This window comes from Kitasatospora sp. NEAU-69 (genome assembly GCF_057158765.1).
Window position 1 is genome coordinate 209,933 of record NZ_JBWXUE010000001.1, and the last position, 26,204, is coordinate 236,136.

Consider the following 26,204-nt stretch of genomic DNA (forward strand, 5'->3'; position numbering starts at 1 on the left):
GCCCCGGGTTTCCGGCGAACCGCTGAACGCAAACTTCTGCGATGGGTCATTGCTGAATGCTGAATGTCCTGGACATGAGTGTGTCCTGTCCGGCCCCGGTGGCGTTCGACGGCCTGCGCGCCGTGGTGACGGCGCTCGAAGACCGGGCGACCGGGATCCGGAGCCGGCTCTGCGCGAGGTCGCCCGTGGAGGCCCGGGTACTGGTCCCGGCCTGGGACGAGGGTGATCCGCGCGGGATCGCCGACATCGCGCTGAGCCCGTCCGAGCGACGGCTGCATCGGGAGTCCGAGCAGGTCTTCCGCGTCATCGAGGCGGCCTGCCGCGCGGTCGCCGACACCCTGGTGGAGGAGGACGTGCGACTGCGGCTCGGCCGCATCGGTTCCTGGGACACACCATCCCTGCGCGCCCTGGCCCGGCTGGCCGAGCACCTGACCTGGCGCGGTGCGCTCGACCGGCTCGCGCTTTCCGGGATCGAGCGCCGCGGCCCGCTGGGCGAGGCGCTGGCCGGGGCCGGGATGCCGTCGCCGGAACCGCGGCAACTTGCCGAGCGGCTCCGGCTCCCGGTCGTGGCCGAGGGCGGTCCGACGGCAGGCAGCCAGTCGGTCGAACCCGTGGCAACCCCCGAATCCCTGCTGTTCGCAGCGGTGTTGGACGAGGACGGAGCCGCGGTAGACCGGATCGCCTTCGCGGTGGAGTCCGCCAGGCGTGGCTTCTTCCGGGCCGACTACGAGGTGATGGCCCGCAGCGCGCTGGTCGGCCTCGACCTGTGCGGACCGGGCACCCGCCTCGACGGAGCGGTGATCGACGCCGTCCTGCGGCGCGACCGCGTGCGATCGTCGCTGGCCGACGCGGTCGAGTTCGAACTCGGTCTGCTGCGAGGCCCGGCCGACGTCCGCGCCTTCTTCCACAAGGTGCTGGGGATGGTGCACAGCTTCCGCGGCGACAACCGACGTGCCCTGGACGAGTTCACCCGCATCGTCGACGACGAGCGGCACTCGGTGGAGCTCCGGGCACAGGCTGCCCTGTACACGGCACTCACCGAGGTCAAGATGCTGCGCGACCCGGCGGCCGGCGCCCGGCGGGCCACGTCAGGCATGGAACTGCTCGACCGGCACCCGACCGACAGCGACCAGGTGCGCCGGGAACGCGGCTGGCTGCACAACGTCCGGGCGCTGTGTGCCTTCTCGCAGGGGCGGCTCGGTGAGGCGCTGGTGGACGAGAAGGCGGCGCTGGCCTGTGTCGCCGGCGGATCCGACTCCAGCTCGGTCCATCTGAAGATCAACCTGATCTCCAACATCAGCGTGCTCCAGGAGCGCGCCGGGAAGGTGGACAGCGCCCTCACCACCTGGCAGAAGTACACCGTGGTCGGCTCCGCCTGGGGGCCCATGTTCACCAAGCACCACGCCTACCGGCACGGCGGACTGGCCCTCGCCGCAGGGCGCCAGGAGGAGGGCACCACCGCTCTGGAGGCCGCGTACGCCGCCGGGGACAGCCTGTCCGACACCTTCCACCAGGCCGCGATCGCCACCGAGCTCGGCGGGCTGTTCCTGCCGGATTCCCCCGACCGGGCCGCGCACTGGTATGGCACCGCTGCCGAAGCGGCCCGCGACCTCGCCGACCCTTACGGCCACGCGCTGGCCCGGGTGGGACGCGATCTGGCCGAAGGCCGGGATCCCGAGCTCGGGCTCGCCGCAGTGGCGGCCTCCTCGGTGACCTACCCCGAGCGGGGCACCGAACTCGCCGCGGCGATCACCTCGGGTGACCGGGCCCGGTGCGCGAGCCTGCTCCCGCGCCCCCGCACCAAGCTGAACCGTCCCTTCGACCACGTGAACCTCGGCTGATGGGAGCGGGTACCGACGCGGCCACCTGGACGCTGCTGCCGCACTTCCTCCTGCGCCGGGCCGGCTTCCCGTTCGGCCTGCTCGCGGCCCCCGACGACGACCCGACCGGGCCGGCGGTCGAGGACCTGGTCGACGCCGTCCGCCGGCTGGAGTCCGAACGGCAGCTGCTGCTGAGCCGGGAGATCCCGGCCGAGGTGGAGCGCCTGCGCCGGGCGGGGGATGACGGCACCCTGCTGCGCCCGCTCTCCCGTTGCCGGAGCGCGTTGGGCCGGCGCCGGGGCACCGACGCCGCGCTGCGCTGCGCCGCCCTGTCCGGCTGGGCCGAGGACCTGGGCGCGGCCTTGGAGCGGTTCCTCGTCGCCGCCCGTGAGGCGGAGTCGGCCCGGAAGAGGGTCACCGCGACGCTCTCGCACAGTGCCCGGGCCGAGGAGGAACGGCTGCTGCTGTGGCTCGGCCACGACCGGGTCAGGGAGGCCCTGGCCCAGCTGTCCCCGTCGTTCGCCGAGCACGCCGCCCGCCTGGCCGCCGTGCGGACGCCGGACGGCGAGGGCCCGGCCCGCGCCCGGGACCGGAAGTTCCTGCGCACCGCCTACCTCTACCTGCAGCGCCTGGCCGCCAAGAACGAGACCACCAGCTTCTTCGGCCCGCTGACGCACGGCCGGTTCACCCCCGAGCAGCGGGGCTACCTCGGCGGGCCGGAGACGGACAGCGGCGTGCGCCGCAACGACGCTTTCCTGGCGTTCTGGGCGACGGCCGAGCTCGCGCGCGTGATAGCCGCCGACCCGCGCCTCACGGGCCTGATCCCGGTCCGCCGGACCCCCTTGGTCGCCGTCCTGGACGACGGCGTCCGCGACCCCAACGGCCGGGTCCGGCGGCTCGGCGCACTGGACCGGGCGATCCTGACCGCCGCCGACGGCGCTGACACCGCCGACACCCTCGCCCGCCGGATCGCGGCCGAGCGGGGCCTGCCGGACCACGACGTCCGGGACCGGGTCGAGCGGCTGACCGGAGCCGGCCTGCTGCTGGCGGACCTCGAACCCGCGTCGGCCCGCCCCCAGCCGCTCGACGACCTGCACGCCCTGCTCGCGGCCGCCGACCCGCACTCACCCTGGCTGGCCGAACTCGACGCCCTGCGGGACAGCCTGCGCCGGTACGCGAACGCCTCCGGCGCCCCGGCGCGCGAGAGCGCCTTCGGAGCCCTGGAGAGCCGCTTCGGCCGGCTCACCGGCGTTGCTGCCCGGCGCAACGGCGGGCAGATGTACGCGGACCGGCTCGTCGCCTACGAGGAGTGCGAAGGGGACGCACCGCTGACGATCGGGGCCGAGGTCGCCGAGCGGTGGAGCGGGGACCTCGCACCGTACCTCGACCTGTGCGCAGGGTACGGGGCCCTGCGGTACCGGAGCGTCCGGGCCACCGCCGCGCGGGTGCTCGCCACGGCGGGGGGAGAGCTGCCCTACCTGGAGTTCGCCGACCGGCTGGCCGCGGCCACAGCCACGGCCGACGCTGCCGCCTCGCCGCAGCTCGCCGCCGAGCGGGCCTTCGAGGAGCGGCTGGCCGCGCTGGTGCTGGCCGCGACCGACGGCGACCGGGCCCGGCTCACCCCCGCCGACCTCCGGACCCTGACCGCCTCGGTCGGGCCGGGCGACGACGGGCCGTCCCCGGCCCGGTTCGTCTCACCGGACCTCATGCTGGCCAGGGTCGGCGACGGCGAGCTGCTGGTGCTCGGCGAGATGCACCCGTACGTCTTCGCCTGGGGCTCCCAAGGGCTCTTCGCCCCTGACGCCGAAGCCCTCCAGGCGGACCTGGCCCGCGACCTGACCCCCTGGGGCGGGCCCGAGCGGATCGCCACCGTGCTGCGTCGTCGCCAGCACAAGGGCCTGGTCTCCGAGGCGTTCCCCGGCCGGTTCGTCGAGATCAGCGGGCTGGCCACGCGCGAGCGCGAACGCTGCGTCGCGGTCGCCGATCTCCGGGTGGTCACCGGCCCGTCGGGGCCGGAGCTGCACGGGCCGGGCGGCCAACTCGTGCTCTACACCGGCGAGAACGACCACCCCCACCTGAGGGCGTTCGCGCCGCCGCAGGTCGAGCCGCCGCCGGTCCGCTTCGACGGGCGCCGCCCGCGCGTCTCGATCGGCGACGTGGTGGTTCAGCGGGCCCGCTGGTGGCTGTCGGCCGGGGAGCTGGAGGAACTGCGGCGGGCGGCCGACGGTCCGCAGTCGGTGGGCGCCGTCGCCGGCCTGCGGGCCCGGCTGGGCCTCCCCCGGCACGTCTTCGTCAAGCCCGCCGACGAGCCGAAGCCGGTCTGCCTCGACCTGTCCTCGCCGCTCGCGGTGTCCGTGCTCCGGGTCTTCGCGGGCGGCGACCTCGTCGTGGAGGAGATGCTGCCGGCGCCGGACCAGTTGTGGCTGGAGCGCCGGGCGGGTCGGCACACGTCCGAGTTCCGGCTGGCCATGATCGGGCGGAGGGACGCCTGATGTGGTCGATGGTCCCCGACGCGATCCTGCGATCGACAGGTTTCCCCTACGAACTCGTGGAGCGGCTACGGCTGCCCGCCGCCGCGCGGGCCGCCGCCGCCGTGACCGCCGCCGAGCGCGAGCTGCTGGCCTTGGCGGCCGCGGCGGGCTGGGAGCCGGCCCGGCTCGCCCGGCTGCGGGATGTCGTCGCGGCCGGCGGCGTCCGGCTGGGGCCGGAAGAGAAGGCCAGCCCGCCCTGGGTGGCCGCCGTCACCGCACTGCGCGCGGCCCGCCGGGCCCTGGACCGGGTGGCCGCCGAGGAGGAGGCCGCCGCCGTTGGCGTCGCGGACCTGGTGCGGGACGACCGCCTGCGGGAGGCGCTCGCGGTGTCCAACCCGAGGATCCTCGCCGACCTGGCACACCGGGGGCACACCGCGCAGCTCACCCACCAGATCGCCACCTTCCTGCAGCGGGTCTGCACCAAGAACGAGACGGTGAGCTTCTTCGGCCCGATCAACTACGCCACCCTCGACGAGCACGCCCCGGACGGGATCACCCTCTCCTCGCTCGGACCGGCCACCCTGCGGGCCCGCCGCGCCCACGTCGGTTCGTGGGTGGTCGCCGCGCTGGCCGAGGCGGTCGCGTTCGCCGAGCCGGTCAGCCCCTGGCTGGTCCTGCGGCCCCGCAACCCGGGCGTCGCCCGGTGGACCGGCGACCCGCAGGCCCTCCCGGCCCGGCTGCTCGCCCTCGTCGACGCCCGGCACACCCTGGGTGCGCTGGCCGACCGGCTGTCCGTGACCCCGGGCCAGGCCACCGAGGCGGCGAACACCCTGGTGCGGGCCGGCCTGGTCGCCCACCAGATCGACCCGCCGGCCACCACGGCGGACCCGCTGGGCTTTCTGGTCCACCGCCTCGCGGGGATACCCGGCACGGGCCCGCTGGCTGCCGAGCTCGCCGCGCTGGTGGAGCTCCGTGACGGCTTCTGCGCGGACGACGCCGACGGCAAGGCCCGCCGGCACCAGCTGTTCCTCGACCGGGCGCTGCGGACGGCACCCGGCGCGGGCCGGGGCAGCCACCGGACCGGCGCCTTCTACACCGACCGGCTGCCGCTGCGCGAGGAGTGCGCGGGGACGGTGGAGCTGCGCCTCGGCGGTGCGGCGGTCAGGGACCTCCGGCACCGGGTGTTCCCGGCCCTGGACTTCCTCGCCGCGCTCGCCCACCGCCGCCGGGAGCTGGCGCGGCACGCGCTGGCCGGCCGGCTCGGAGCGCGCGAGCTCCCGCTGTGGAAACTGGTCGCGGCGGCCGACGGTTGGCCGCACCCCGAGGACGCCGAGCTGACCGCCGCCCTCCGCGCGGCGGTCACCGACCCGGAGGCAGCCGAGGTCGACCTCGCGGCGTCCGCAGCCCTCTCCGACCTGGTAGGGCGGACCCCGCTGGCACGGTCTGGGGCGGTCTGCTCGGTCGACCTGCTGATCGCCGCCACGGACACGGCCGCCTGGCGGGCCGGACGGTACGAGGTGGTGCTAGGCGACGTCCACGACACCGTCCTGCTGACGGACTGGGCCCTCCAGTTCCACCCGGACGCCGAACGCGTCCGCACGGCCAGGGACGTCGCGGTCGCCGGAGCCTTCGGGCCGGTGCCCGCGGTCAGCGTGCTCGCCAGGCGGCAGACCGGCATCCCGCCCCTCGAACTCCCGGGCCCCGTGGTCGAACTGGGCGGCACCTCCGGGCAGGGCAGCCCCTGGCTGGCCGACCTGCGCGACCTCGTGGTGGAGTCCGACGGCACCCGCGTACGCCTGCGGAGCACACCCCTCGGTGGCGAGGTGGCCCTGCACAACGGCGAGCTGGACACCCTGGTGCAGACAGCCTTCGCCCCGCTGCGGCTGCGGGCGCCCGGGATCGTCCTCGGCGCCCACACACCGCGCCTGCGCTGGGGGGCGGCGGTGGTCCAGCGGGAGAGCTGGACAGTGCCGCTGCCGGCCTTGGCCGCCCTCGGCCCGCCCGCCACGGCTGCGGCGGTGCTCGCCGCCCGACGGTGCTGGACCGAGTACGGCCTCCCGGAGCAGGTCTTCGTCCACCTGCCGGGGGTGCGCAAACCCCTGTTCGCCGACGTGGCAAGCCCCGCACTCACCCGGGCCCTGGCCAGGGCCTGCCGCAAGGCCACCGCCAACTCGGCCCCGGACGCCGCGGTCCGGGTCAGCGAGATGCTGCCCGGCCCGGACGGCCTGTGGCTGACGGAGGGCTCCGGACGCCACACCGCGGAACTGCGCTGCGTCTTCGCCCGCCCCTCCAGCCCGCCCCAGACGTCGCCGAGGAGCACGGCCTCATGACCCACTTGATCATCCTCCCGCACAGCGATGCCACGCTCCGCCACCGGGCACCGGGCCACCGGGTCGTCGAACTGCAACGGGCCGCCGTCGAGCGGTTGACCGCACCGGCGGAGCGGGCCCGGCTGAGGGCGGCGGCGGGCCCGGCCGGGGACGGCGAGCGGGCCCTGGCCGCGGCCGCGGAACGGTTCCTGACCGAGGACCACGGCCCGGTCAGCCGACTCCTCGCCCTCGACCTGGTCCTCACGCTGGCCGGTACCCGGGCCGACCGGCCGGTCGCGCTGAGCCTCGGCGACCTCTCGCTGGCCGTCGGCAGCACGGAGTCGGCCGCGGACATCGCCCGGGCCGTACGGGCCGGCCTCCCGTTCGAACCCGAACTGCAAGCGGCCGGGCGGCTGGTCACGGCGGGGCAGGCCACCCTGCTCATCGACCGGGACCAGCAACTGCCCGCGCTGTTCGCACTGGCTGCAGCCGCCGGCCGGCCACTGGCGCTGGACGGCGCGTTCGCCCGGCGGCAGTGGCGGACGCTGCAGCGGCACCTGCCGGCCGGCAGCCACCTGGTGACCACCGGCGCGTTCGCAACGATCGGCGAGGACGGACCGAGCTGGCTCACCCGCCCACCCGGCCGGCCCTGGGCAGACATGCTCAGCGGAGCCGAGCTGGTGGCCGCAGCCGAAGCCGCCGCTGTGCCGTCCGACTGCGCCGTCGCGATCATCGCCTTGGTGGCGGCTGACGACGACGTGGTCCGTACCGCCGACGGCGTCAGCTTCACCGCCGGAGAGCTGCGGGCGGCGGTCCTGGCCCTGACCGGCGCGGGGGCCGCAGTCCTGGTCGAACTGTGGATCGGCGCCCCCGGGGCGACGCAGGAGCAGCTGGCTTCGACCGCCGCGTGGCTGGCGCGGGCGGACCTGCCTTGGCGGGTTGTCGGCGCTCGGCCCTTCCACCTGGCCCCTTCGGCCGTGCACGGTGACACGGCGAGCTGGGCCGGCCGGCCGGTACCACTGCGCCCGGGCACACCGGAGTTGGACCTGCCGCGCGCTCCCCGGTTCGACGGCCTGCGGCCCGAGCCGGCCCTGCCCGGGATCGCAGCGCTGCTCGCCGAGCGCCACCCCCCGGTGGTGGGCCGGGTGGCCGGGGCGTACCTGGCCGCCGCACAGGAGGAGGAACCGGCCGCGGCCGGCCTCGCACCGGGCGTCACCGTGGTCGACCTGGCCGACCGAACCTTGCTGGTAGACCTGCGGACCCGCCGCACTCACACCCTCGACCCCCGTCTCGGGCGCCGACTGGCGGCGCTGCGCTGCGGGCAGCGCCTGACCGAGGTGCTCCCCGAGGGCCGCGCCTTGGAACGGACCCTGGCCCTGCTCTCCTCGGTCGGGGCCCTGGCCGGCTCCGGAGCCGACACGACCGGCGCACGGCAGGTGAGCGTCTCGTGAGCGGCTGGAAGCTGGGACGCGAGTTCGTCCTGCGCCACACCGGTATGCCCTTCGACTGGTTCGAGGGCCTCGGCGACGACCCCGAACTGGAGCGGTCCGCCACCGGCCTGGTCGCAGCCGAGGCCGTGGTGCAGGACGCACTCGACGGCCAACCACTGGCCCGGGTCCGGCTGGTGGAGGCCGCGCTGCACACGCTCGCCGCCGCGCCGGCTGTGCCCGAGGGCCGGCTGCGGCACGCACTCGACGCCTGGTCCGAAGCGCTGCGGCAGTACCGGCAGGTCCACCGGGACGGCTACGCCCGGATCGAGGACCGGCTGCACGCCGCAGCCTGTGAGCCGCTGGTCCAGGAGGCGGTGTTCGTGTCCAACCCGGACATGTGGGAGAACATGTGGCGCCGCTACACCGCCGCGTCCGAACGCGGTACGAACGCCGCGCAGCGCCGCCTCCAGAGGCAGGTGTACACCTACCTCCAGCGGCTGTGCGGGAAGAACGAGACGACCAGCTTCTTCGGCCCGCTCGCCTACGGCACCGTCGACGAGGAGCAGGAGAACGGCTGCACGCTGCGCCGTGACGTGCCCGTACGGCGCCTGGTGTTCTTCGCGCAGTGGGCGGTCACCGCCCTGGCCCGCGCCATCCGGCGGGACAGCGCGGTGCTGCCCCTGCTCCCGGTGTCCGTGGTCGACCCGGACCGCCTGCGGGCCCGGTCGGCCACCGGGACCGGCGGTGAGCTCCCCGACCGGCTCGCCCGGCTGCTGCTGCGCGAGGGCACCGTGCCGGTCGGGCGGCTCGCCGCCGAGCTCGGCACCGGCGTGGGGCAGTTGGTCCGGGCCCTCAGGGGGGCGCTGGCGGACAACACGGTCGAGCTGGGGCCCAGCTATCCCGGGGGCCGCCAGGACGCCTTCGAACGGCTGCGGGACGCGGTCGCCGAGCTCGGGGGAGCCGACCCGGACGCCGCCCGCTGGCAGCACCGGCTGGCCGGCCTGGCGGCGCTGCGGGACGAGCTGGCGGCGGCCCCGTTCCCGGAGCGGACGGAGGTGTTCCACCGACTGGAGCAGACCTTCACCGCTGTGGCCGGCCGGGCCGCGCGCCGGGACGGCGGCCTCTACACCGACCGGTTCGTGGTCTACGAGGAAGCGTCCTCGCCGTTCGCCCTCGCGCTCGGCGCGCAGACGGCCGCCCGCCTCACCGACGCCGTCCAGGAGGCCCTGGACTTCTGCGCCGACTACGGCGCGCTGGTCCGCAGCCGGCACCGGGAGCACCTGCTCGGGCGCTGGCCCGGCCCCGACCGGCTGACCTTCGACGCGTACGGCGAGGCGATGCGCCCAGTGGCGGACCCGGGCAGCACGTTCGACCCGAACGCCGCGTTGCCCGTGGACCCCGCCGAGGTCGGCGACCCGGCCCGCCGCCGCGAGCTGGTCGCACCGGCCCCGGCCGGTCCGGCCTACGCGCTGCCCGACATCTGCCTGGCGGCCGCCGACACCGCAGCGCTGGACGCGGGCCGGTTCGAGGTCGTCATCGCCCGGGTGCACCACCACCTGCTGCTGGAGAGCTGGCTGTCGGTCGCCCACCCCGACCCGGGCGCGTTCGGCGCGGCCGCCGCGCGCTGGGTGGCCGAGAGTGGCGCCCGCCAGGGTCTGGCCGGCCTGGACGTCAGCCGGCGCAACAAGGGCTTCTACGTGTTCCCCGGGGACCGGATCGCGCTGCGGCCGCTGCGCGCGGAGGACGCCGCCGACCACCGGCTGGTCCGCGCCGCCGACTGCCACGTCCACCGGGCGGACGGGCGGATCGTCCTGGTCGACCCCGCCGGGCGCGAGCGCCTGCTCTACCTGCCGCTCGCCGACCTGGCCGCCTACCCGCCGCTGGCCGCACTCTCCGCCCCGCAGCTCGTGCACGCCAGGATCGAGCCGCCGGCCGCCGAGCGCACGGCCGTCGTGCAGCTCGGGAACGCCGTCTACCAGCGGGCACGGTGGTTCGTCGCGATGCCCGACATCGCGGGCCTCGACCCGGCGGCCCGCTACCTGGCGCTGCGTCGCCTGGCCGCCGCCCGTGGGCTGCCGCGCTTCGTCTACATCCGGTCGGAGCGCCGCCGCAAGCCCTATCTGCTGGACACCCGCTCACCGCTCGGCGCGGAGCTGCTCGCCCACGTCACCTCGGCGGGCGAACGGGTCCAGTTCGAGGAGATGTCCCCGGGGCCGGACGCGCTCTGGCTGCGGGACGAGCAGGGGCGCCGCTACACCTGTGAGCTGCGGATGCAGGCGACCCGCACGGATGCCACGACGAACGGGAGCGTGACCGCCGGATGAGCGAGCTGGAAGTCCTCCCCCTGTTCGTCCTGCGCGGTGCGGGGTTCCCCGCTGCCGAGGCGCTGCTCCCCGGCAGCGGCGGCACCCATGCCGACGTGGTGCTGCTGCGCGACCTCGAACGGCGGCTCGAACGGCTGGAGCGCGCGCTGCTGACGGTCCTGGCGAGCGAACCGGTCGAACGGCCCGAACGGCGACGCCTGCGGCGCCGGCTGCATTCGCGGGCACCCGTCGACGGACTCGGTCAGGTCGGCCCCGCGGCCGGTGCCCTGGTCACCCGCTGGAACGCGCTGGTCGCCGAACTGGCCGAACTGGGCGCGCGCGTCGGGCGGGCCGGCGAGGCCGAGCTCGCCGGCGCCGACCGGTACCTGCGGGAGCGGCACCGGGCCCCGGCGGTCGCCGAGGCGGTCTGGTTCTCCAGCCGTGGCGCCGCAGGCGCCCTGGCGGGGTACGCGCTGGGCCGGCCCGGCACCCCCGGCACCCGGCGGCTGGCCCTGCGCTACCTGCAACGGCTGGCCACCAAGAACGAGACCACCTCGTTCTTCGGCCCGTTCCAGTACGGCGCCGTGACCGAAGGGGACGGCACCGCCCTGGTCACCTTCGACCCCACCTCGCCCCGGCACGGCGAACGCGACACCTTCCTCGCCCGGCACGTCATCGACGAGCTCGCCCGCCGCATCGGCGCGGACCTGGCGGCGCAGCCGGGCGTCAGGCTGGAGCCGCACCCGCTGGTCCTGGTCCACAACGGCGGCCTGCGGGCGGCCGACCGGGAGATCGCGCTGCCCGGGCCGCTGACGGCTGCCCTGCGCTCCGGCGGTGTCGTCCCGGCGGAGCTGCCGGAGCGGCTGCGCGCGCCGGTGGCCGCACTGACCCGGGCCGGTCTGCTCTCCGTCCGGCTCGCCCCGCCCGCCACCTCACTCGACGAGCTGGCGGACCTGCGGGCCGCCGTCGCCGACACCGCCGCAGCCGCGCCCGAGACCGCACCCCGCTGGCTCGCCCGCCTCGACACGGTGGCCGCCGCCGTCGACCGGGTCCACCGGGCGCCCTGGCCCGCCCGCAAGGACGCCTGCGCGGGCGTCGATGCCGTGCTGGCCGACTACGGCATCACCTCCCGGCCCCGCGAGGAGGGCTCGCTCTACGCCGACCGTCACACGGTCCACGAGGAGTGCGAGGGCGGTCTGCGCGGACTGAGCCTCGACCGCCGGGCGCTGGCCCGATCGGCCGGGCCGCTGGAGACCGTCCTGCGCGTGCACGCCGCGTACGCCGATCAGGTGCGAGGCGACGCCCGGGAGTGGCTGCGCCGCCACTGGGAGGCTGCCGCGCTCCCCCCGAAGGCCCGGCTCTACGACCTCCTGGAGGCCCTGAGCCGGTACCCGCAGCCCGACTACCGGGACGGCAGCGCTGCTGCGGACGCCCTGTGGCAGCGGCTGGACGCGGTCGTGCCCGAGCAGCACAGCAGGGTGGACCTGGGTGCCGACCGGCTGGCCGGCCTGTTCGCCGACGTGCTGCCGGCCGAGCCGTTCGTCTGCTCGCCGGACCTGATGGTCCGCCGGACGGCCGACGGCACCGAGCGGATCGTGGTCGGCGAGATCCACCACGGCATCCAGCCCTGGTCGTGGCTCGCCCGTGCGCTGCCCGCCGGGCAGCGCACCGCACTGCGCGAGGTCATCGGCGGGTGGGCCCGCGAACTGGCCGGCACCGGCACCCCGATCACTCTCGTCGAACCCCGCCTCACCGGGAAGACGTACACCCTGGAGTACCCGGGGCTGGCGCTGGAGCGGATGGGCCGCTCCAGCCTGCCGCGCCACCAGGTCCTCGGCTTGCACGACGTGGTGGCCGACCGGGACGGCATGACCCTGCACGGCCCGGACGGCACCAGGCTCGTCCTGATGCCGACCGGCCCGGTCAGCCCGCCGGCCCGCGCTTTCGGCGGACTCGTCCTGTGGGGCCCGCGCGGTGCGGCACTGCGCCACCACCGCCCCCGGGTCAGCGTCGACGGGATGGTCTGGCTCCGGGAGGTTTGGCGGGTGGGGCCGGCGGAGCTGGCCACGCTCTCGACGGCCCGCACCCCGACCGCGGCCCTGATGGCGGCCCACCGGCTGCGGGAGCGGCTCGGACTGCCGAGGTTCGTCTACGTCAAGCCCGACGGCGAACCCAAGCCCGTCTTCGTCGACCTGGAATCCGTCGCCTACTGCGACATGCTGGGCCACCTGGTCGCCGGCCGCGCCGACGCGGTGGTCAGCGAGATGCTGCCCGACCCCGACGAACTCGCCCTGCACTGCGCGCAGGGCGCCTTCACCAGCGAGATCCGGATGGCGGTTCTGGTGCGGAGCCCGCGATGACCGTCGAACTGAGCCCGGTGGCGATCCTTCGCAGCGCCGGCGTCCCGGCCGCGATCGTCGACCGGCTGATCGACCCCGACCTGGTCGCGGGCCTGGACCGGGCCGACGGGGAGGAGGCCCTGCGCCTGGCGCAGGACGCGATCGACCTGGCCGACCGACGGCTCGCCGCTGTCTGCCACGACCCGGTGTTCCGTGACGCGGCCGCGGTCTCCAACCCCGACATCCACGCCAACGCCGTGGTGCCGCTCGCCGAGGGGGCCACGCGCCGCCGGCGCAAACGGGCTCGCAGCGTGGTCGCCCTGCTGCAACGGCTGGCCACCAAGAACGACACCGCCAACGGGTACGGCCCGATGGACCTAGTCCGCTTCGGCGGCCTGCTCGACCTGGGCCTGCCGCCTGCCCGCACCGGCGAGCCCGCCGAACGGGCCGGACTGGTGAGCTGGTGGGTGGTGGACCTGCTCACCACCGCGATCCGGCAGGACGCGGACCTCGCCCACCACCTGCCGTACCGGCTCAGCGACGCGGTCGGGCTGGACGGCGACCACCTGCTGATCGGTGACCGCCGGGTGCGGATCAGCCCGGCCGAGGCCGCCGAACTGGCTCTGCTGCCCGCGGCGGGCGGCGGCGCGGCGCTGCCCAGGCTGCGCCGGGCCCGGCTGGTCGTCCCCGCGCTGCCGGTGCCCGCCGCCGGCACCGATCCACTGGCTGCGCTGATCATCGTGCTGACGGACCTCGGTCCCCCCGGTGCCGACTGGGCGGCCCGGCTGACGGACCTGCACACGCTTGCCCGGCAGGTCGCCGAGGCGCCCGCCGAGGTGCGGCCGGTCCTGGCCGAGGAGGTACGCCGCCGGGCGGAAGCCCTGGTGGGCCCGCTGCCGGACCGGCCCCGCGGCGCGTTCTACAGCGACCGCGAGGTGCTCTACCAGGAGGCGCGCGGTGCCGCCGGGGAGTACACCGTCGGCGGCGGCCTGCTCGACCGGCTGCGGGCCGGACTCGACCCGGTCTGCCGACTCGCCGCGGTCTACGGCCATCAACGGTTCCTCGGGGCCTCGGCGGCACTGCGGGCCGGCGGAGAGGACGGCTCGGCCCGGCTGGTGGACGTGATGCGGCGGATCGGCAGCCTCGCCAACATCGGCGCCGAACCGGCCGGAGCCCGGCAGCTGCGCGACCAGCTGGCCGACCTCTGGCCGCACCAAGGCGGTGACCTCGACCCCGAGCGGCTGCTGGACGTCCTGCGGAAGTGGCCCGGTCCGGAGCTGTCACTGCTCTCGCCCGATCTGATGCTGGCCACCGGAGCCGACGGCACGACCCACGACGCCCGGCTGGTGCTGGGCGAACTGCACAGCAACCTCCAGACCTTCGGCCTGTTCGAGCACTTCTGGCCGGACAGCGGCATGCGCGAGTGGTTCACCGGGACGGGGGACCTGCCCCGGCGGCTCGTGCAGTTCGTCGCACCCCGCTCGCAGGGCAAGGCGTTCCTCGCCGAACTCCCCACCAGGTCGATCGAGGTCGGCGCGACCGCCGCACAGCCTGACCCGGTCGCCTTCGGCCGCGTCGGCGTCCGCTGGGAGGACGGCATCCCGTGGCTGGTCCTGCCGGACGGCGAGGCCCGCACCCTGGTGCCCGGTGACCCGTCCAACCCGCTGTACCTGGCGCTGTCCCCGCACACCGGGCTGATGCCGACGCTGCGTCCGGCGCCGTACACACCCGCCCTGTCGGTCGGCGGGGTCGTCGTGCAGCGCGAGCGGTGGCGGCTGGCGCGGCCCGCGTTCAGCCGGTCGCCGGCCACCCTGTTCGTCGAGGCGAGGCGCTGGCGGGCCGTCCACAGCCTGCCGGAGCGGGTGTTCGTCCGGGTCGCCGGCCAGCCGAAGCCGTTCTACGTCGACTTCCGCAATCCGCTGCTGGTGGACCTGCTGGCGCACTGGACCGCGCCGGGGGAGGACTTGCTGGTGAGCCCGATGGACCCGGGGCCCGACCGGCTCTGGCTGGAACGGGGACGGGACCGCTTCTGCGCGGAGCTGCGGATCTCCGCCGTCGTCAGGGGACAGGCATGAACGAAACCACCGCAGTCGAGGTCGGGGTGTGGGTCCCGGCCGGTCGGCTCACCGCCCGCCTGTACCGCGAGCTCCAGCTGCGCAGCAGTGGCTTCCCCGCCGCCCGCCTGCTGCCGGCACCCCCGCCCGGGGCGGCCGCCGGGGCGCGTGCCGCCGTCCGGGCCGAGCAACGGCTGGCAGCCTGCCGGGAGGAGTTCCGGACGGCGGTCTTCCCCGCCCTGAAGGACCGGTTCCCCGGGCTGGAGCGCGCCGACCGCAACCGGATCGTCCGGTCGTCCCGGCTGGTCGGCAGGGGCGAGGTGCTGCCCGAGCAGACCACCGCACTGCTCGATGTCCTGGGCCAGGGCGGCTGGGCGAAGGACTGGGCCACCGCCGTCGCCGGTGCGGATGCCGCCGAGCACGCCGCTCGGGAGGCCTACCTGGCCGCCGCCGACACGGTGTTCGGGCAGGTCAGGACCCGCCTGGGAGAGCCCCGGGTGCACCAGGCGATCAGCCAGTCCAGCGCCGGGTTCGCCGAGCGGCTGTTCCGGCCGGGCGGTGCGGTGCACGGCACCGGGCCGCAGTCGGCCAGAAGCCGCCACGACCTGCTGACTGCCCACCGCTACCTGCGCCGACTGGCCACCCGCTGCGAGACCGTCTCGTTCTTCGGGCCGTCCTGCTTCGCCCTGCTCACCCCGGACCTCGACGTCGCGTTGCGGCTCGACCCGCCGACCGCCGAGCGCACCGCCGTCGACGCCAGTGCGTGGCTGGTACGGGAGCTGGCGAAACACTGCGCCCCCCGGGGAGTGGACGTCCCGGTGGGCCGGGACCCGCTGTGGCGAGTGGCGGACGGCGCGCTGGTGCGCACCGCCGACGACCGGCGGATCCCACTCACCCCGCAGGCCGCCGCGCTCTGGACGGCCCTGGTCGGGTGGCGCCCGCTCCGGGAGTCGGCGCGGGCGGCCGCGCTGTCGGCCGAGGAGCTGCGCAGCGCGTTCGCAGTGATCAGGCCAGCCGTCCGCGGGGGCCCCCTGGTCGCCTCCACCGAGCGGCGGGCCCTGCACGCCCTGGTCGAGGCGCTGCCCGAGCCAGGCGTGGCCGGCACCCTGCTGGGACGCCTGGAGCGGGTGGCGGCGACCCCCTGGCCGGCCCGGGAGACCCTGCTCGCCGAGGCAGCCGGAGAACTGGAGGCGGCCGGGCTGGCGCACGCCCGCCGGGGCGGGGAGCACTACGCGGACCGGTCGTTCTGGCACGAGGAACGCTCCAGCCCGTACAGCGAGGGCGTCCGTCTCGGTACGCCCGTGCTTGCCGGGCTGGGCGCCGCCGTGGCCGCCGTGTTGGAGCCGCTCTACCTGGCGGCCCTGCTGGCGCGGATGGACGCCCGGGACACGGTGCGGGCCGCGTTCGGCGGCCGTCCGGTGCCGCTGGCCCGGGCCGCGACCACCGAGCTGTCCACCGCGAGCCCCCGCCGTGAGGAGCTGCGCCGGGCCTTGGTGGACCTGGTCGGCCGCACCCCGGCGGGCCCCGACGGCGCCGTCCGGTTGACCTCGGCCGCCGTGGCCGAAGCCTGTGCGCCGTTCTGGTCGCGGATCTCCACGGCGGACCTGGCGCCGTCGGCCGCCCTGCCCGGACTCGACCTGCTCGCCGTCGGGTCCACCCCGGCGACGGCGACCTGGGTGCTGGGCGAGGTGCACGACGACTCCAGCTCGGTGTTCGGCGGGTCGTCGGCCCGGGTGCACACCGACCCGGACCGGCTCCACCGGGACTTCTGCGGCGAAGTGGCACGCCTGCTCGACCCCGGCACGATGGCGGGCGTGGTCTCCCGGCGCCGCAGCATGCACATCACCCCCGAGCTCCCCGGCCTGGCCCTCGAACTCAGCGGGGTCTCGGGCCGCCCCGACGACCTGGTGGCGCCCGTGGCCGAGGCCACCGTGAGCGCGGACGGCACGGCCGTCGAGGTCGGCGGCACCCGCCGCCGGCTCTACCCGGGAGACCTGGCGAGCACCCTGCACCGCGCCCTGTCGCTGCCCTGCGTCGTCCCGGTCGATCTCGCCGGTCCGAACGGATCGCCCCGGGTGCTGATCGAGGAGGTGGTGGTGACGAGGGCGAGCTGGCAGCTGTCGTGCCCCGAGGGCGCCGTGCCCGGCTATCCGCACTGGAGCGGCTGGCAGCGAGCCCGCCACGCCCTCGGACTTCCCCGGCGGATCTTCGTGCGCCACCCCGCCGAGACCAAACCGGTCTTCGTGGACCTGGACGACCCGGTGGCCGTCGACGACCTGGCCCGGCTGGGGCCCGGCACCGTCCGGATCTCCGAGTGCCTGCCCGACCTGGACGCGCTGTGGTGGCGGCCCGACGGCGAGCCCCAGGTCGCCGAGCTGCGCATCGCCTGCCTGATCGACTTCGAGGGGCTGACGGCATGACCCGTTCCTGGGAGCTCCTGCCACTCGCCGTGGTGCGCCCCACCGGATTCCCCACCGAGCTGCTGGCGCCGCTGGCCGATCCGGCGCTGCTCGATCTCGCCGACGCGGGCCGGGCCGAGCGGTCCGCCCTGGACACCGTGGCCGCCGTCTTCGAGCGCGCCTCCCAGCAGGCTCCCCGGCTGGAGGACGCCGACCAGCTCCGGGCGGCCCGAGCCGCCAACCGGGCGGTCAAGCGGCGCCGGGCACCGGCCGAACCACCCGTGCTGCCCGAGGGAATGACCGGTTTCGACGGCCCTGAGGAGTTCGCCCTGTGGTGGTCGGCGACCTGCCTGGCCCGCGACACCCACCGGGCCGCCCTCGACGCGCGTTATCCGCAGACGCTCGACCAGGCCCGACGTCACCTCGACGCCACCCTCCGCACTCCCCGGGTCCGGGAGGCGCTGGTGCTGCTCACCCCCGAGATCCTCGGCACCACCGTCGCCACCCTGCTGAAACGGCCCCCGACCGGCCCCGCACCGAACCAGAACGAACGCAAGGCTGCCGCCTTCCTCCAGCGCCTGGCAGCAAAGTGCGAGACCAACGCCTTCGCCGGGCCGATCGCCCACGCGGAAGTCGGCCAGGCCGTCCCTTGGGCCGGCACCCCACCCGTCCGGCGCGGCCACCTCGCCTTCTGGGCTGTCCAGGCGCTCCTCGACCGTGCCCTGGACCGCCTCGCCCCGGACCGGCTCGGATGGCGCATCGGCCCGGCCGCCGGCCTGCTGCCCGAGGACTCTCCGGTGCGGCGGGCCGTCCTGGCGGCCGTCGGCCGGTCCGCCGAGATCGCCCCCGGCACCCTGCGGACCCTGCACCGCAGGAACCTGCTCTGGGCCGGTCGGCTGCTCGCCCCCACCTCCGAACCGGACGCGCTGCGCCTGCTCCGCACCGCTGCGACGGACCTCGGCGACCCCGAGCTCACCGCCCTGGCCGCGCTCCTCACGACCACGGCGGCCGAGTTCGCCGACGCCGACGCCGAGGGCAAGACCGCAGCCGTGGCCCGCACCGACGCCCTGCTGACCGAGCACGGCATCGACACGGAACGCCGCGGCAAGGGGCAGCTGTACGCGGACCGCGTCGTGCTGTACGAGGAGGACCACGACCCGGGCTTCCGGGTCCGCTTCACCGAGGCCGGTGCGGCCCGGCTGGCCGACCGGCTCGACCCGGTCCTGGAGCTCGCCGCCGCCGCCGGTGTCGAGGCATGGCAACTGGCCCGGGAACGGTTCGGCCACGCCTGGCAGCGGCAGTTCGGGCCGGCGGTGGGCGCCGTCCCGCTGCCCGAGGTCCTCCGGAGGATCCCGTTCAGCGAGCCCGTTCCACTGGCCCGGACCGGCGTCGGCCGGCGGTTCGAGGGCCTGGTCCTGGCCGCCTGGGACGGGGTGTCGACCGAGGTAGTGCTCGACCCCGCCGACGTACGCGGCATCCTGCCCGATCTGGACGAGGTCCGTGCCCCGCTGCTGATCGCACCCGACCTGCACTTCGACAGCGCCGACCGGGCCGAGGTGGAGAGCGGCCGGGCGCCCGTCGTCGTCGGTGAGTTCCACTGGGGTTTCCAGGGGCTGGGCAACCTGTGCTGTTTCATCGACGACCGCGGCGCGCTGGCCCGGGCCACCCGGCAGTGGCTCGGAGACGCCGGTCGGCCCGGGGAACTCGTCCACGTGGCGACCAGCGCCCGGTTCGGCAAGCTCTGCTACCTCGAACTCCTGCCCCGCACCCTGGAACTGAGTGGTCCGGCGGCGCCCGGTCAGGGCCGCCTGCAGCCCGAGGAGATCGACGTCCACCCGGACGGCGACCTGGTCCAGCGAGCCACCGGGCAACGCCTGATCCCGCTGCTCGGCGACGCCGAGGCGGCCACCCAGAGCCCCCTCGGCCCGCCCAGCTGCGCGTTGCCACGGGTCTCGCTCGGCGAGCTGACCCCGAGGATCACGATCGGCGACGTCGTCGTGCAGCGTGCGGCGTGGCAGCTGGAACCCGGCGTGATCTGCCCGGCCGACGGTGCCCGCCCGGCCGAGCGCTACCGCCAGACCGTGGACGCCCTGCGGGCCCTCGGCGTGCCACGGCGGCTGTTCGCCGCCGTGGTGGGCGAACGCAAACCCATCCACGTCGACCTGGCCAGCCCCCACCTGGTGGAACTCCTGCTGGCGGAGGCCAAGGACCGGCCGGTACGGGTCACCGAGATGCTGCCCACCCCCGAGGGCACCTGGCAGCGCAGTGAACACGGCCGGCACCTGTGCGAGATCCGATTCTCCGCACGCCGTCGGCGCCGCACCGAACAGACGACGGACCAGCCCGGAACGGTGGAACGATGACCCGACAGCTCACAGTGCTCGGCCTGGGCGGGAGCACCCGCAAGGGCTCCTGGGCCGAAGCTCTCCTGCGCAAGGCGTTGATCGAGGCCCGGAGCCTCGGCATGAGGCCGCAGCTGTACGCGCTCGCGGCCAAGGACCTCCCGCTCTTCCGGGAGTCGCTGCTCCTCGACCCACCGCCGGTGGTGGCGGAACTCCTCACCCGGGCCCGGCAGGCGGACCTGCTGATCCTCTCCTCCCCGGTCTACCACGGCACGATCTCCGGAGCCCTCAAGAACGCCGTCGATTACCTCCAGGCCCTGGGCGACGACGAGCACCCGTGGCTTACCGGGAGGGCGGCCGCGCTGATGGCCGTCGGCGGCACCCCGATCGGTGGCGCGCAGGCGATCGGCGCGATGGACCACTTCTGCCGCGCCCTGCGCGCCACCACGGTCCCGACCACCATCGTCACCGGCCCCGGCTTCCTGGGGGAGGACGGCACCTTCACCGACCCGCCCCTGGCCGAACGGCTGACCCGGATGGTCCGCGAACTGGCCGCCCACGCCCGGCTCGGCCTCGACGACCCGGACGTGCCGGCATGAGCACCTACTTCGCCGAGCGGCGCGAAACGCTCCATCTGCTGGACACCGGCGACCGCCGGGAACTCAACCGCGGGCGCTACCGGGGACTCGGCTTCACCGGTGCCGACGGCCCCACCCCGGGCCGCGAGGACTGGCAGTACCGGGCACTGCCGGCCCCCACCGGAGCGGGCCCCGCCCTGCCCCGCGAGGTGGCCGCCGCCGTCCGGCCGCTGGCCGAGCCCTGGCCCGTCGCGTACCGCGCCGAACAGGACCTGCACGACCTGGCCGACAGACTGCGCACGGCCGCCACCCAGGCACGCTTCCCCCGATTGGTCGTCAGCCTGCGCGACCACGTCCAGCAGGTCGTCGCCGGACCGGACGGCGGTCTCACCACTGACCGGCGGGCCTTCCGCACCGTCAACCTCCAGGCCACCCACGACGGCCCGGACGGCCCGGTGACGGTGCGCCGCGACTCCGCCGTGGCCGCGCCGGACGGCCTCGACGACCTGGCCACCCGACTGCTGGAGGAACTGGACCGGGCCCTGGCCGAGGCCACCCGCCTGTCGACCGTGACCCTGGACCGCCGCAGGCGACCGGTCCTGCTTGCTCCCGGAGGCTGCGCGCTGTTCTTCCACGAGATCTGCGGCCACCCGCTGGAGGCCGACGTGGTCGAGAGCGGCACCTCCTATCTGGGACGCCTGCGCGGTAAGGCGGTCTGCCCGGAGTGGGTGACCGTGCTGGACGACCCAGGCGCCCCGAACGCCGTGTTCGGCTACCGCGTCGACGACGAGGGCAACCTGGCGGTCGCGGTACCCCTGCTCGACCGTGGCACCGTCGGTGGCACACCGCACAGCGCCGCCAGCGCGGCCCAGGCCGGCGAACGGCCGAACGGCCACGGACGCCGGATGTCCTACCTCTATCCCGCCGTCCCGCGGCAGGCGCACACCCGGGTCCTCGACGGCCCCTTCAGCGCCGACGAAGTGCTGCGCCTGCCGGGCGAGGCCGTGCACATCGAACGCATGCGGGTCCGGCACGTGCACCAGGGCACCGGCGCGTTCAGTTTCCTCGCGCTGGAGGGCCTGCTGCTGCGCGACGGCGAGGCCGTCGGGCGGCTGACCGACGTGGTCATCGACGGGGACGGGCTGTCCGCGCTGCGCGCCGTCACCGCGATCGGCTCCGACTCCCGGACCTTCGTCGGCGGTGGCGGCTGCGGAAAGCTCGACCAGGGGCCGCTCATCGTCGGTTTCGAACAACCCACCGTCCGGATCGACGGACTCGACACGCACAGCCTGTCCCGGTCCCGCCCGTCCCGGAGCACGAGGAGTTCAGGGTGACGACGACACCGACGCCGTACGACCGTTCCACGCCCTCTTACCCGCTCTCCTGGCAGGCCGTCGACGAGGCCTGCACCGTCGTGCACGACGTACCGCAGGCCGACGAGGTCGAGCTGTGGATCCACGACGCCCGCGAGGCCGTGGCCCAGCTGGTCCCGGCGACCAGGCGCGTCACCGCCGCCGCGGGCGGCGCGTTCGGCGCCGCATGCCGGCTCTGGCGCGGCGACAGCTTCGGTGCCGCCAGCCGCACGGTGTCCGGCACCGACGACGTCGGTCTGCTCCTCCGCGAGGCGGCGCACACGGCCGGCCCGCACCGGGCCGCCGTCCGGCCCGCCCCCGAGCGGACGCCCGGCCACGCTCCGCGCGGCCGGCCGCGTCCCCTGGACACCGCGGCCTCGGAGCGGCTCGTCCACGAGACGGCCGCGCGCCTGCGGTCGGCCGGCGCCGACGTCCAGGTGGTGCTGGCCCAGCAGTACCAGTGGATCACCGCCACCGCCACCCGCTCCGGGCTGCGGCGCTCGCACTACCACGAGCAGACCCGGGTGCTGGTGCGTTGCGAGACACCGCACGGGGCCGTGCTGGAGGCGGCTGAGGCCCAGCGGATCACGGCGGACCCCGGTGTCGATCCGCTGGTACGCCGGATCAGCACCGCGCTGCGGACCCTGGACGGTCCGGGTGGCCCGCCGCCGTCCGGGCTGCCCGTGGTGCTGCGGCCCCAGGTCGCCGCCCCCTTGGTGGCTGGTCTGAGCTGGCTGCTCTCCGGCAGCACGGCGTTGTCGACGCCGGGGCTGGAACGGGCGGTCGGGCGCCGGCTGTTCCCGTCCTGTCTGCACGTGGACGACGTCCCGGATGCTCACCCGGACGGCCCGCCGATGACCTTCGACGACGAGGGCCAGCCCGCCGGACCGGTGCAACTCGTCGATGAGGGAAGGCTGGTGGGGTTCCTGCACTCCTGGGACACGGCCCGCTGGCTGGGCCACGCACCCAACGGCCGGGGAATCCGGATGGGCGTCGAGGCCCAGCCGATGCCCCGGCCGATCGCGCTGAGGGTCGCCGCCGGCCGGGGTGCCATGCCCGAGGATCACATCGACCTCGACTGCCGACTGGAGAACCTCGTCACCATGCCGAGGGCCGGCCGGATCGAGATGATCGTGGCGGGCTGGACGGTCCGCGACGGTCGGCGGGTGCACCGGATCGCCCCGTTCGAGTTCCACTGCGACCTGCTCACGTATCTGCGCCTGCTGCGCGGGACCGGCACGGACGCCGAGATCCTGCCGCTCGCCGACGGAGCGTCCACGCCGAGCCTGCACTTCGAGGAACTGCCGTGACCGCCGCCTACGACGTCCTGGTCGTCGGTGCCGGTGTCGTGGGTCTGTCCACCGCCCTGGAGCTTGGCCTGCGCGGCGCTCGGGTCCACGTGGTGGACGCCCACCAGGAGGGCGGCGCCGGTTCCCGGGCGGCGGCGGGCGTGGCGATCCCCTCTCTGCGCTTGTTCGCGGACCCGGTCATGCACGACTTCGTCGCCGTCGCCCGGAAGGTCCTGGACGCGGACGTCGAGGCGTTCGCCCCGGACTCACCGGGCATCCGCCGGGGCCGAGGAGTCATCCGGCCGGTCCGCAGCGAGGCGGAGCGGGAGCAACTGCTGGTCACCACCAGGTCGGATCCGTCCGCCCTGGGGGAGTGGCTGGACCTGGACGGGCTCACCGCGCTGGAGCCGGTCTTCCGGCGGGGCCCCTTCGTCGGCGGCTTCCGCACCGAGGCCGGCTATGTGGTCGACACCGCGCGCTACCTCGGCGCCCTGGCCGACGCAGCCCGCCGGGCCGGGGCCACCCTCTCCTTCGGGGAGCAGGTCCTGGCGGTCCGGGAGGTCCCGGACGCCGTGCACGTGACCACCTCCCGTGGCAGCGCGGCGGCGGACCGGCTGGTGGTGGCGGCCGGTGCCTGGTCGGGCAGTCTGCCCGGCCTGCCGAGCCTGTCCGTCCATCCGCTGCGCGGTCAGATGATCGAGTTGCAGGACCCGGAGATCCGGATCGATCACGTCATCTCCGGGCGGACCTACCTGTGCCCGTGGCGGGCTGGGGCACTGTGCACGGGCGCCACGGAGGAGCAGGCCGGCTTCGCCGAGCACGTCACCACCGCCGGGGTCGCCTTCCTGCTGTCCCGGCTGGTGCGGGACTTCCCGTTGCTCGCCCGGGCCCGGCCGGTCCACTCCTGGGCGGGGCTGCGGTCGGCCACCCACGACGGTCGGCTCGTCCTCGGGGGGTACCCGTCGACCAGCCGCGTCCTGGTCGGTACCGCCCACGGCGGACAGGGCATCCTCACCGGTCACCACACCGGCCGGCTCCTGGCGGAGAGCCTGGCCGGTCACGCCGGCGCCGGGCCGGCCGAGTTCGCCCCCGACCGGGACCTGAGCCCGTCGGGGGCCACCGGGTAGCCGTGACTACCGCTCTCCGTTCCCCTCTCCGTTCCCGTGGTGGGTGTTCAGGCAGAGTGCCCAGACGTCGGTGTACGTGTTCGGGGAGGGCGAGCCGCCGGCGTGGACGGTGGCCGTCCAGGAGGCGGGTGCGGTGGTTCCGTCAGCTGCCGGGGTGCCGGCGGGGTTGCTGGGGTAGCTGCCGGTGAGGTGGGTTCCGCCGGAGCCGGCCCTGGTGAAGTCGGTCGTCGTCACGTTGCCGCCGCTGGCGGCGGCGCCCCCGCTGACCAGTTGCCACGCGTCGCGCCCGTTCCCGTGGCGGCGGTCCCCGGTGGGGGAGGCACAGGTGGCCGTGGCCGGCTGGAACGTGCCGGCCGTGGTGGGGCCGCTGACCTCGCTGAAACGGACCTGCGTGGTGAGGTCCTTGGTCTTGACGTGGTCTCCGGTGCAGATCGCGTAGGCGTAGGTGGTGTTGCCGCTGTCGCGTCCGCCGCCGATGCCCCCGACGGCGGTCCAGGAGTCGGGGTTGGTCTCGCCGTCGGCTGCCGCCTTCTGGCCGAAGTCGTGGGCGGCGTCGTCGAAGGTGGGGAAGCTGGCGACCGGCTTGAGGCTTCCGACGCTGGCGGGTGTGGTGCGGGCGCCGCCGCCGATCAGGACCGTGCCCTTGGGGCAGGTCGCCACGACGAGCTTCGCCGACAGCGAGGCGGAGGGGCCGGTGGCCTTGTTCATGACGACCTGGGTGTGCCTGATCCGGTGGCTGGCGAGGCATATGGCGTAGGGCGTGGTGGAGAAGGCCAGGCTGGAGTTGCTCCCGCTGCCGCCGAACGCGAGCCAGTGCGTGACGTCCTGTCCGACGACGCCGGGGGAGCCGGTGAACTCGGTGACACCGTCCGCACTGGGCGCGCTGCCCATCACGTGGTTGCCGTTACCCGACCGGTCATCGCCGGTGGTCTGGTCGACCCCGCCGCCGGAGACGAGACCGCGCTCGCAGTCCGCGTGGGACGAGACACCCGTGAAGGGGGTGGCGGGGCCCATGGTGGCTCCGGGGGAGCTGACGGTGACGGTCGCGGTGCCGGCGTAGGCGAGCGACGGCACCGCAAGGACGAGCAGGGCGCCCGGCACGAGCGCCCTGCCCAGGACGGCGGCCCGAAGGAACCTCTTCGTCAACGACTTCTGCCTTTCTGATGGATCGGTGGTGGTGGCGGTGGCGGTGGCGGTGGGGCGGCGATCGGGTGGCGGCCGCGGTGTCAGACGCCGTCGTTGGCGCAGAGCGCCCAGACGTCGGTGTGGGTGGTCGCCGACCCCGTTCCGCCGGTGTGCGCGAAGGCCGTCCAGGACGCCGCAGTGGTGCTGCCGTTGCCGACGGGATTGCCGCTGGAGTCGCTGGGGAAGCTCCCGTTGAGGTGGTCGCCGGCCGAGCCCGGTCCGGTGAAGTCGGTGGTGGTCACGCTGCCCCCGCTGACGGCGGCGCCCCCGCTGACCAGGTTCCCGTCCCCGCTGCCACAACTGACGGTGGTGTTCTGGCCGGTGCTCCCGGTGTTCGGGCCGCTCACCTCACCGAAGCGGACCTTCACGGTGACGCCGCTGACGTTGATGCCGTTGCCGCTGCAGATCGCGTAGGCATAGGTCTCGTTACTGCTGTTCGTGCTGTTGTCCCAGCCCACGGCGGTCCAGGAGTCGGGGTCGGTCTCGCCGTCGGCCGCGGCCTTCTGGCCGAAGTCGTGGGCGGCGTTGTCGAAGGTGGGGAAGCCGGCGATCGCCTTGAAGTTGCCGGTGTTGCCCGGCGTGACGAGGGCGCCGCCGCCGAGCAGGACGGTGTTGGCCGGGCAGGTCGCCGTCACGAGGCCCACCGTCGTCGCGGTGGTGGGCGCGTTGACCTTGTTCATGACGACCTGGGTGTGGTCGATGAGGTTGCTGGTCAGGCACATCGCGTAAGGCGTCGTGGAGAACGAGGAGTTGATCTGGCCTCCGCTGCCGCCCTTCGCGATCCAGTACGCCACGTCGGTGCCGACGACTCCGGTCGAGCCGGTGTACTCGGTGCTGCCGTTGGAACTGGGCTCGGTGCCCAGCACGTGGTTGCCGTTCACCCCCGTGCCCGTCCCGATGGCCTGGTCGATCCCGCCGCCGGAGACGAGGCCGCTGGTGCAGGCGGCGCTGGTCGAGACGGAGGAGTCGATGGCGGTGGGGCCGAGGGTGGCCCCGGGGGTCTCCACCGTGACGCTCACGGTGTTGGCGTACGCGGCGCCCGGCGCCGCCAGGACCAGGAGGGCGCCGATGAGCAGCACCTTCCCTGCGGCGGCAAGCCGGCGGGGCGGGGCGTCCGTTGCTTGCTTCGTCGCTGTGTGAAGATTCACGCCGCATCCTCCGTGTCGGGCCGATCGGGGTCGGACCCGATTGAAGTCCTGGCACGGG

General features: G+C 75.2%; 15 protein-coding genes. 13 read left to right on the forward strand and 2 right to left on the reverse strand.

The window, feature by feature from the left end; all coding sequences use genetic code 11:
- The first annotated feature begins 74 nt into the window (after positions 1 to 74).
- The 13 genes from AC060L_RS00890 to AC060L_RS00950 are packed head-to-tail and all read left to right on the forward strand — an operon-like array spanning position 75 to position 23,813.
- Positions 75 to 1,841, forward strand: coding sequence for a hypothetical protein (locus AC060L_RS00890; RefSeq protein WP_483796223.1), 1,767 nt, complete (start codon positions 75 to 77; stop codon positions 1,839 to 1,841).
- Positions 1,841 to 4,312 (forward strand): lantibiotic dehydratase, encoded by a 2,472-nt coding sequence (locus AC060L_RS00895; RefSeq protein WP_483796225.1) that lies wholly within the window; start codon positions 1,841 to 1,843, stop codon positions 4,310 to 4,312. Before AC060L_RS00890 ends, AC060L_RS00895 begins: the two co-directional genes overlap by 1 nt.
- The gene (locus tag AC060L_RS00900) at positions 4,312 to 6,621 is read left to right on the forward strand and encodes a lantibiotic dehydratase (protein WP_483796227.1); all 2,310 of its coding nucleotides are present in this window, start codon (positions 4,312 to 4,314) and stop codon (positions 6,619 to 6,621) included. Before AC060L_RS00895 ends, AC060L_RS00900 begins: the two co-directional genes overlap by 1 nt.
- Positions 6,618 to 8,051: a hypothetical protein gene (locus AC060L_RS00905; RefSeq protein ID WP_483796229.1), complete on the forward strand. Its 1,434-nt coding sequence runs from the start codon at positions 6,618 to 6,620 to the stop codon at positions 8,049 to 8,051. Before AC060L_RS00900 ends, AC060L_RS00905 begins: the two co-directional genes overlap by 4 nt.
- Positions 8,048 to 10,354: a hypothetical protein gene (locus tag AC060L_RS00910; protein ID WP_483796231.1), complete on the forward strand. Its 2,307-nt coding sequence runs from the start codon at positions 8,048 to 8,050 to the stop codon at positions 10,352 to 10,354. The genes AC060L_RS00905 and AC060L_RS00910 overlap by 4 nt, the downstream gene beginning before the upstream one ends.
- A complete protein-coding gene (locus AC060L_RS00915; protein WP_483796233.1) occupies positions 10,351 to 12,693 on the forward strand; it encodes a lantibiotic dehydratase family protein in 2,343 nt (780 codons plus the stop codon). The genes AC060L_RS00910 and AC060L_RS00915 overlap by 4 nt, the downstream gene beginning before the upstream one ends.
- Complete coding sequence (locus tag AC060L_RS00920; protein ID WP_483796234.1) at positions 12,690 to 14,747, forward strand: hypothetical protein; 2,058 nt, start codon at positions 12,690 to 12,692, stop codon at positions 14,745 to 14,747. The genes AC060L_RS00915 and AC060L_RS00920 overlap by 4 nt, the downstream gene beginning before the upstream one ends.
- Positions 14,744 to 17,146 (forward strand): hypothetical protein, encoded by a 2,403-nt coding sequence (locus tag AC060L_RS00925; protein ID WP_483796236.1) that lies wholly within the window; start codon positions 14,744 to 14,746, stop codon positions 17,144 to 17,146. Before AC060L_RS00920 ends, AC060L_RS00925 begins: the two co-directional genes overlap by 4 nt.
- On the forward strand, positions 17,143 to 19,488 hold the full coding sequence (locus AC060L_RS00930) for a hypothetical protein (protein WP_483796238.1): 2,346 nt from the start codon (positions 17,143 to 17,145) through the stop codon (positions 19,486 to 19,488). Before AC060L_RS00925 ends, AC060L_RS00930 begins: the two co-directional genes overlap by 4 nt.
- Positions 19,485 to 20,066, forward strand: coding sequence for an NADPH-dependent FMN reductase (locus tag AC060L_RS00935; protein ID WP_483796239.1), 582 nt, complete (start codon positions 19,485 to 19,487; stop codon positions 20,064 to 20,066). Before AC060L_RS00930 ends, AC060L_RS00935 begins: the two co-directional genes overlap by 4 nt.
- The gene (locus AC060L_RS00940; protein WP_483796241.1) at positions 20,063 to 21,379 is read left to right on the forward strand and encodes a TldD/PmbA family protein; all 1,317 of its coding nucleotides are present in this window, start codon (positions 20,063 to 20,065) and stop codon (positions 21,377 to 21,379) included. The genes AC060L_RS00935 and AC060L_RS00940 overlap by 4 nt, the downstream gene beginning before the upstream one ends.
- A complete protein-coding gene (locus tag AC060L_RS00945) occupies positions 21,376 to 22,707 on the forward strand; it encodes a metallopeptidase TldD-related protein (protein WP_483796243.1) in 1,332 nt (443 codons plus the stop codon). The genes AC060L_RS00940 and AC060L_RS00945 overlap by 4 nt, the downstream gene beginning before the upstream one ends.
- Positions 22,704 to 23,813, forward strand: a complete 1,110-nt coding sequence (locus tag AC060L_RS00950; RefSeq protein ID WP_483796244.1) for an NAD(P)/FAD-dependent oxidoreductase — start codon at positions 22,704 to 22,706, stop codon at positions 23,811 to 23,813. The genes AC060L_RS00945 and AC060L_RS00950 overlap by 4 nt, the downstream gene beginning before the upstream one ends.
- Before the next feature lie 6 nt (positions 23,814 to 23,819).
- Here AC060L_RS00950 and AC060L_RS00955 read toward each other — a convergent pair whose 3' ends face one another.
- Both AC060L_RS00955 and AC060L_RS00960 read right to left on the reverse strand, forming a co-directional pair.
- A complete protein-coding gene (locus tag AC060L_RS00955; protein ID WP_483796246.1) occupies positions 23,820 to 24,959 on the reverse strand; it encodes a hypothetical protein in 1,140 nt (379 codons plus the stop codon).
- Positions 24,960 to 25,039: 80 nt separating this feature from the next.
- On the reverse strand, positions 25,040 to 26,146 hold the full coding sequence (locus tag AC060L_RS00960; protein WP_483796247.1) for a hypothetical protein: 1,107 nt from the start codon (positions 26,144 to 26,146) through the stop codon (positions 25,040 to 25,042).
- Positions 26,147 to 26,204 lie beyond the last annotated feature (58 nt).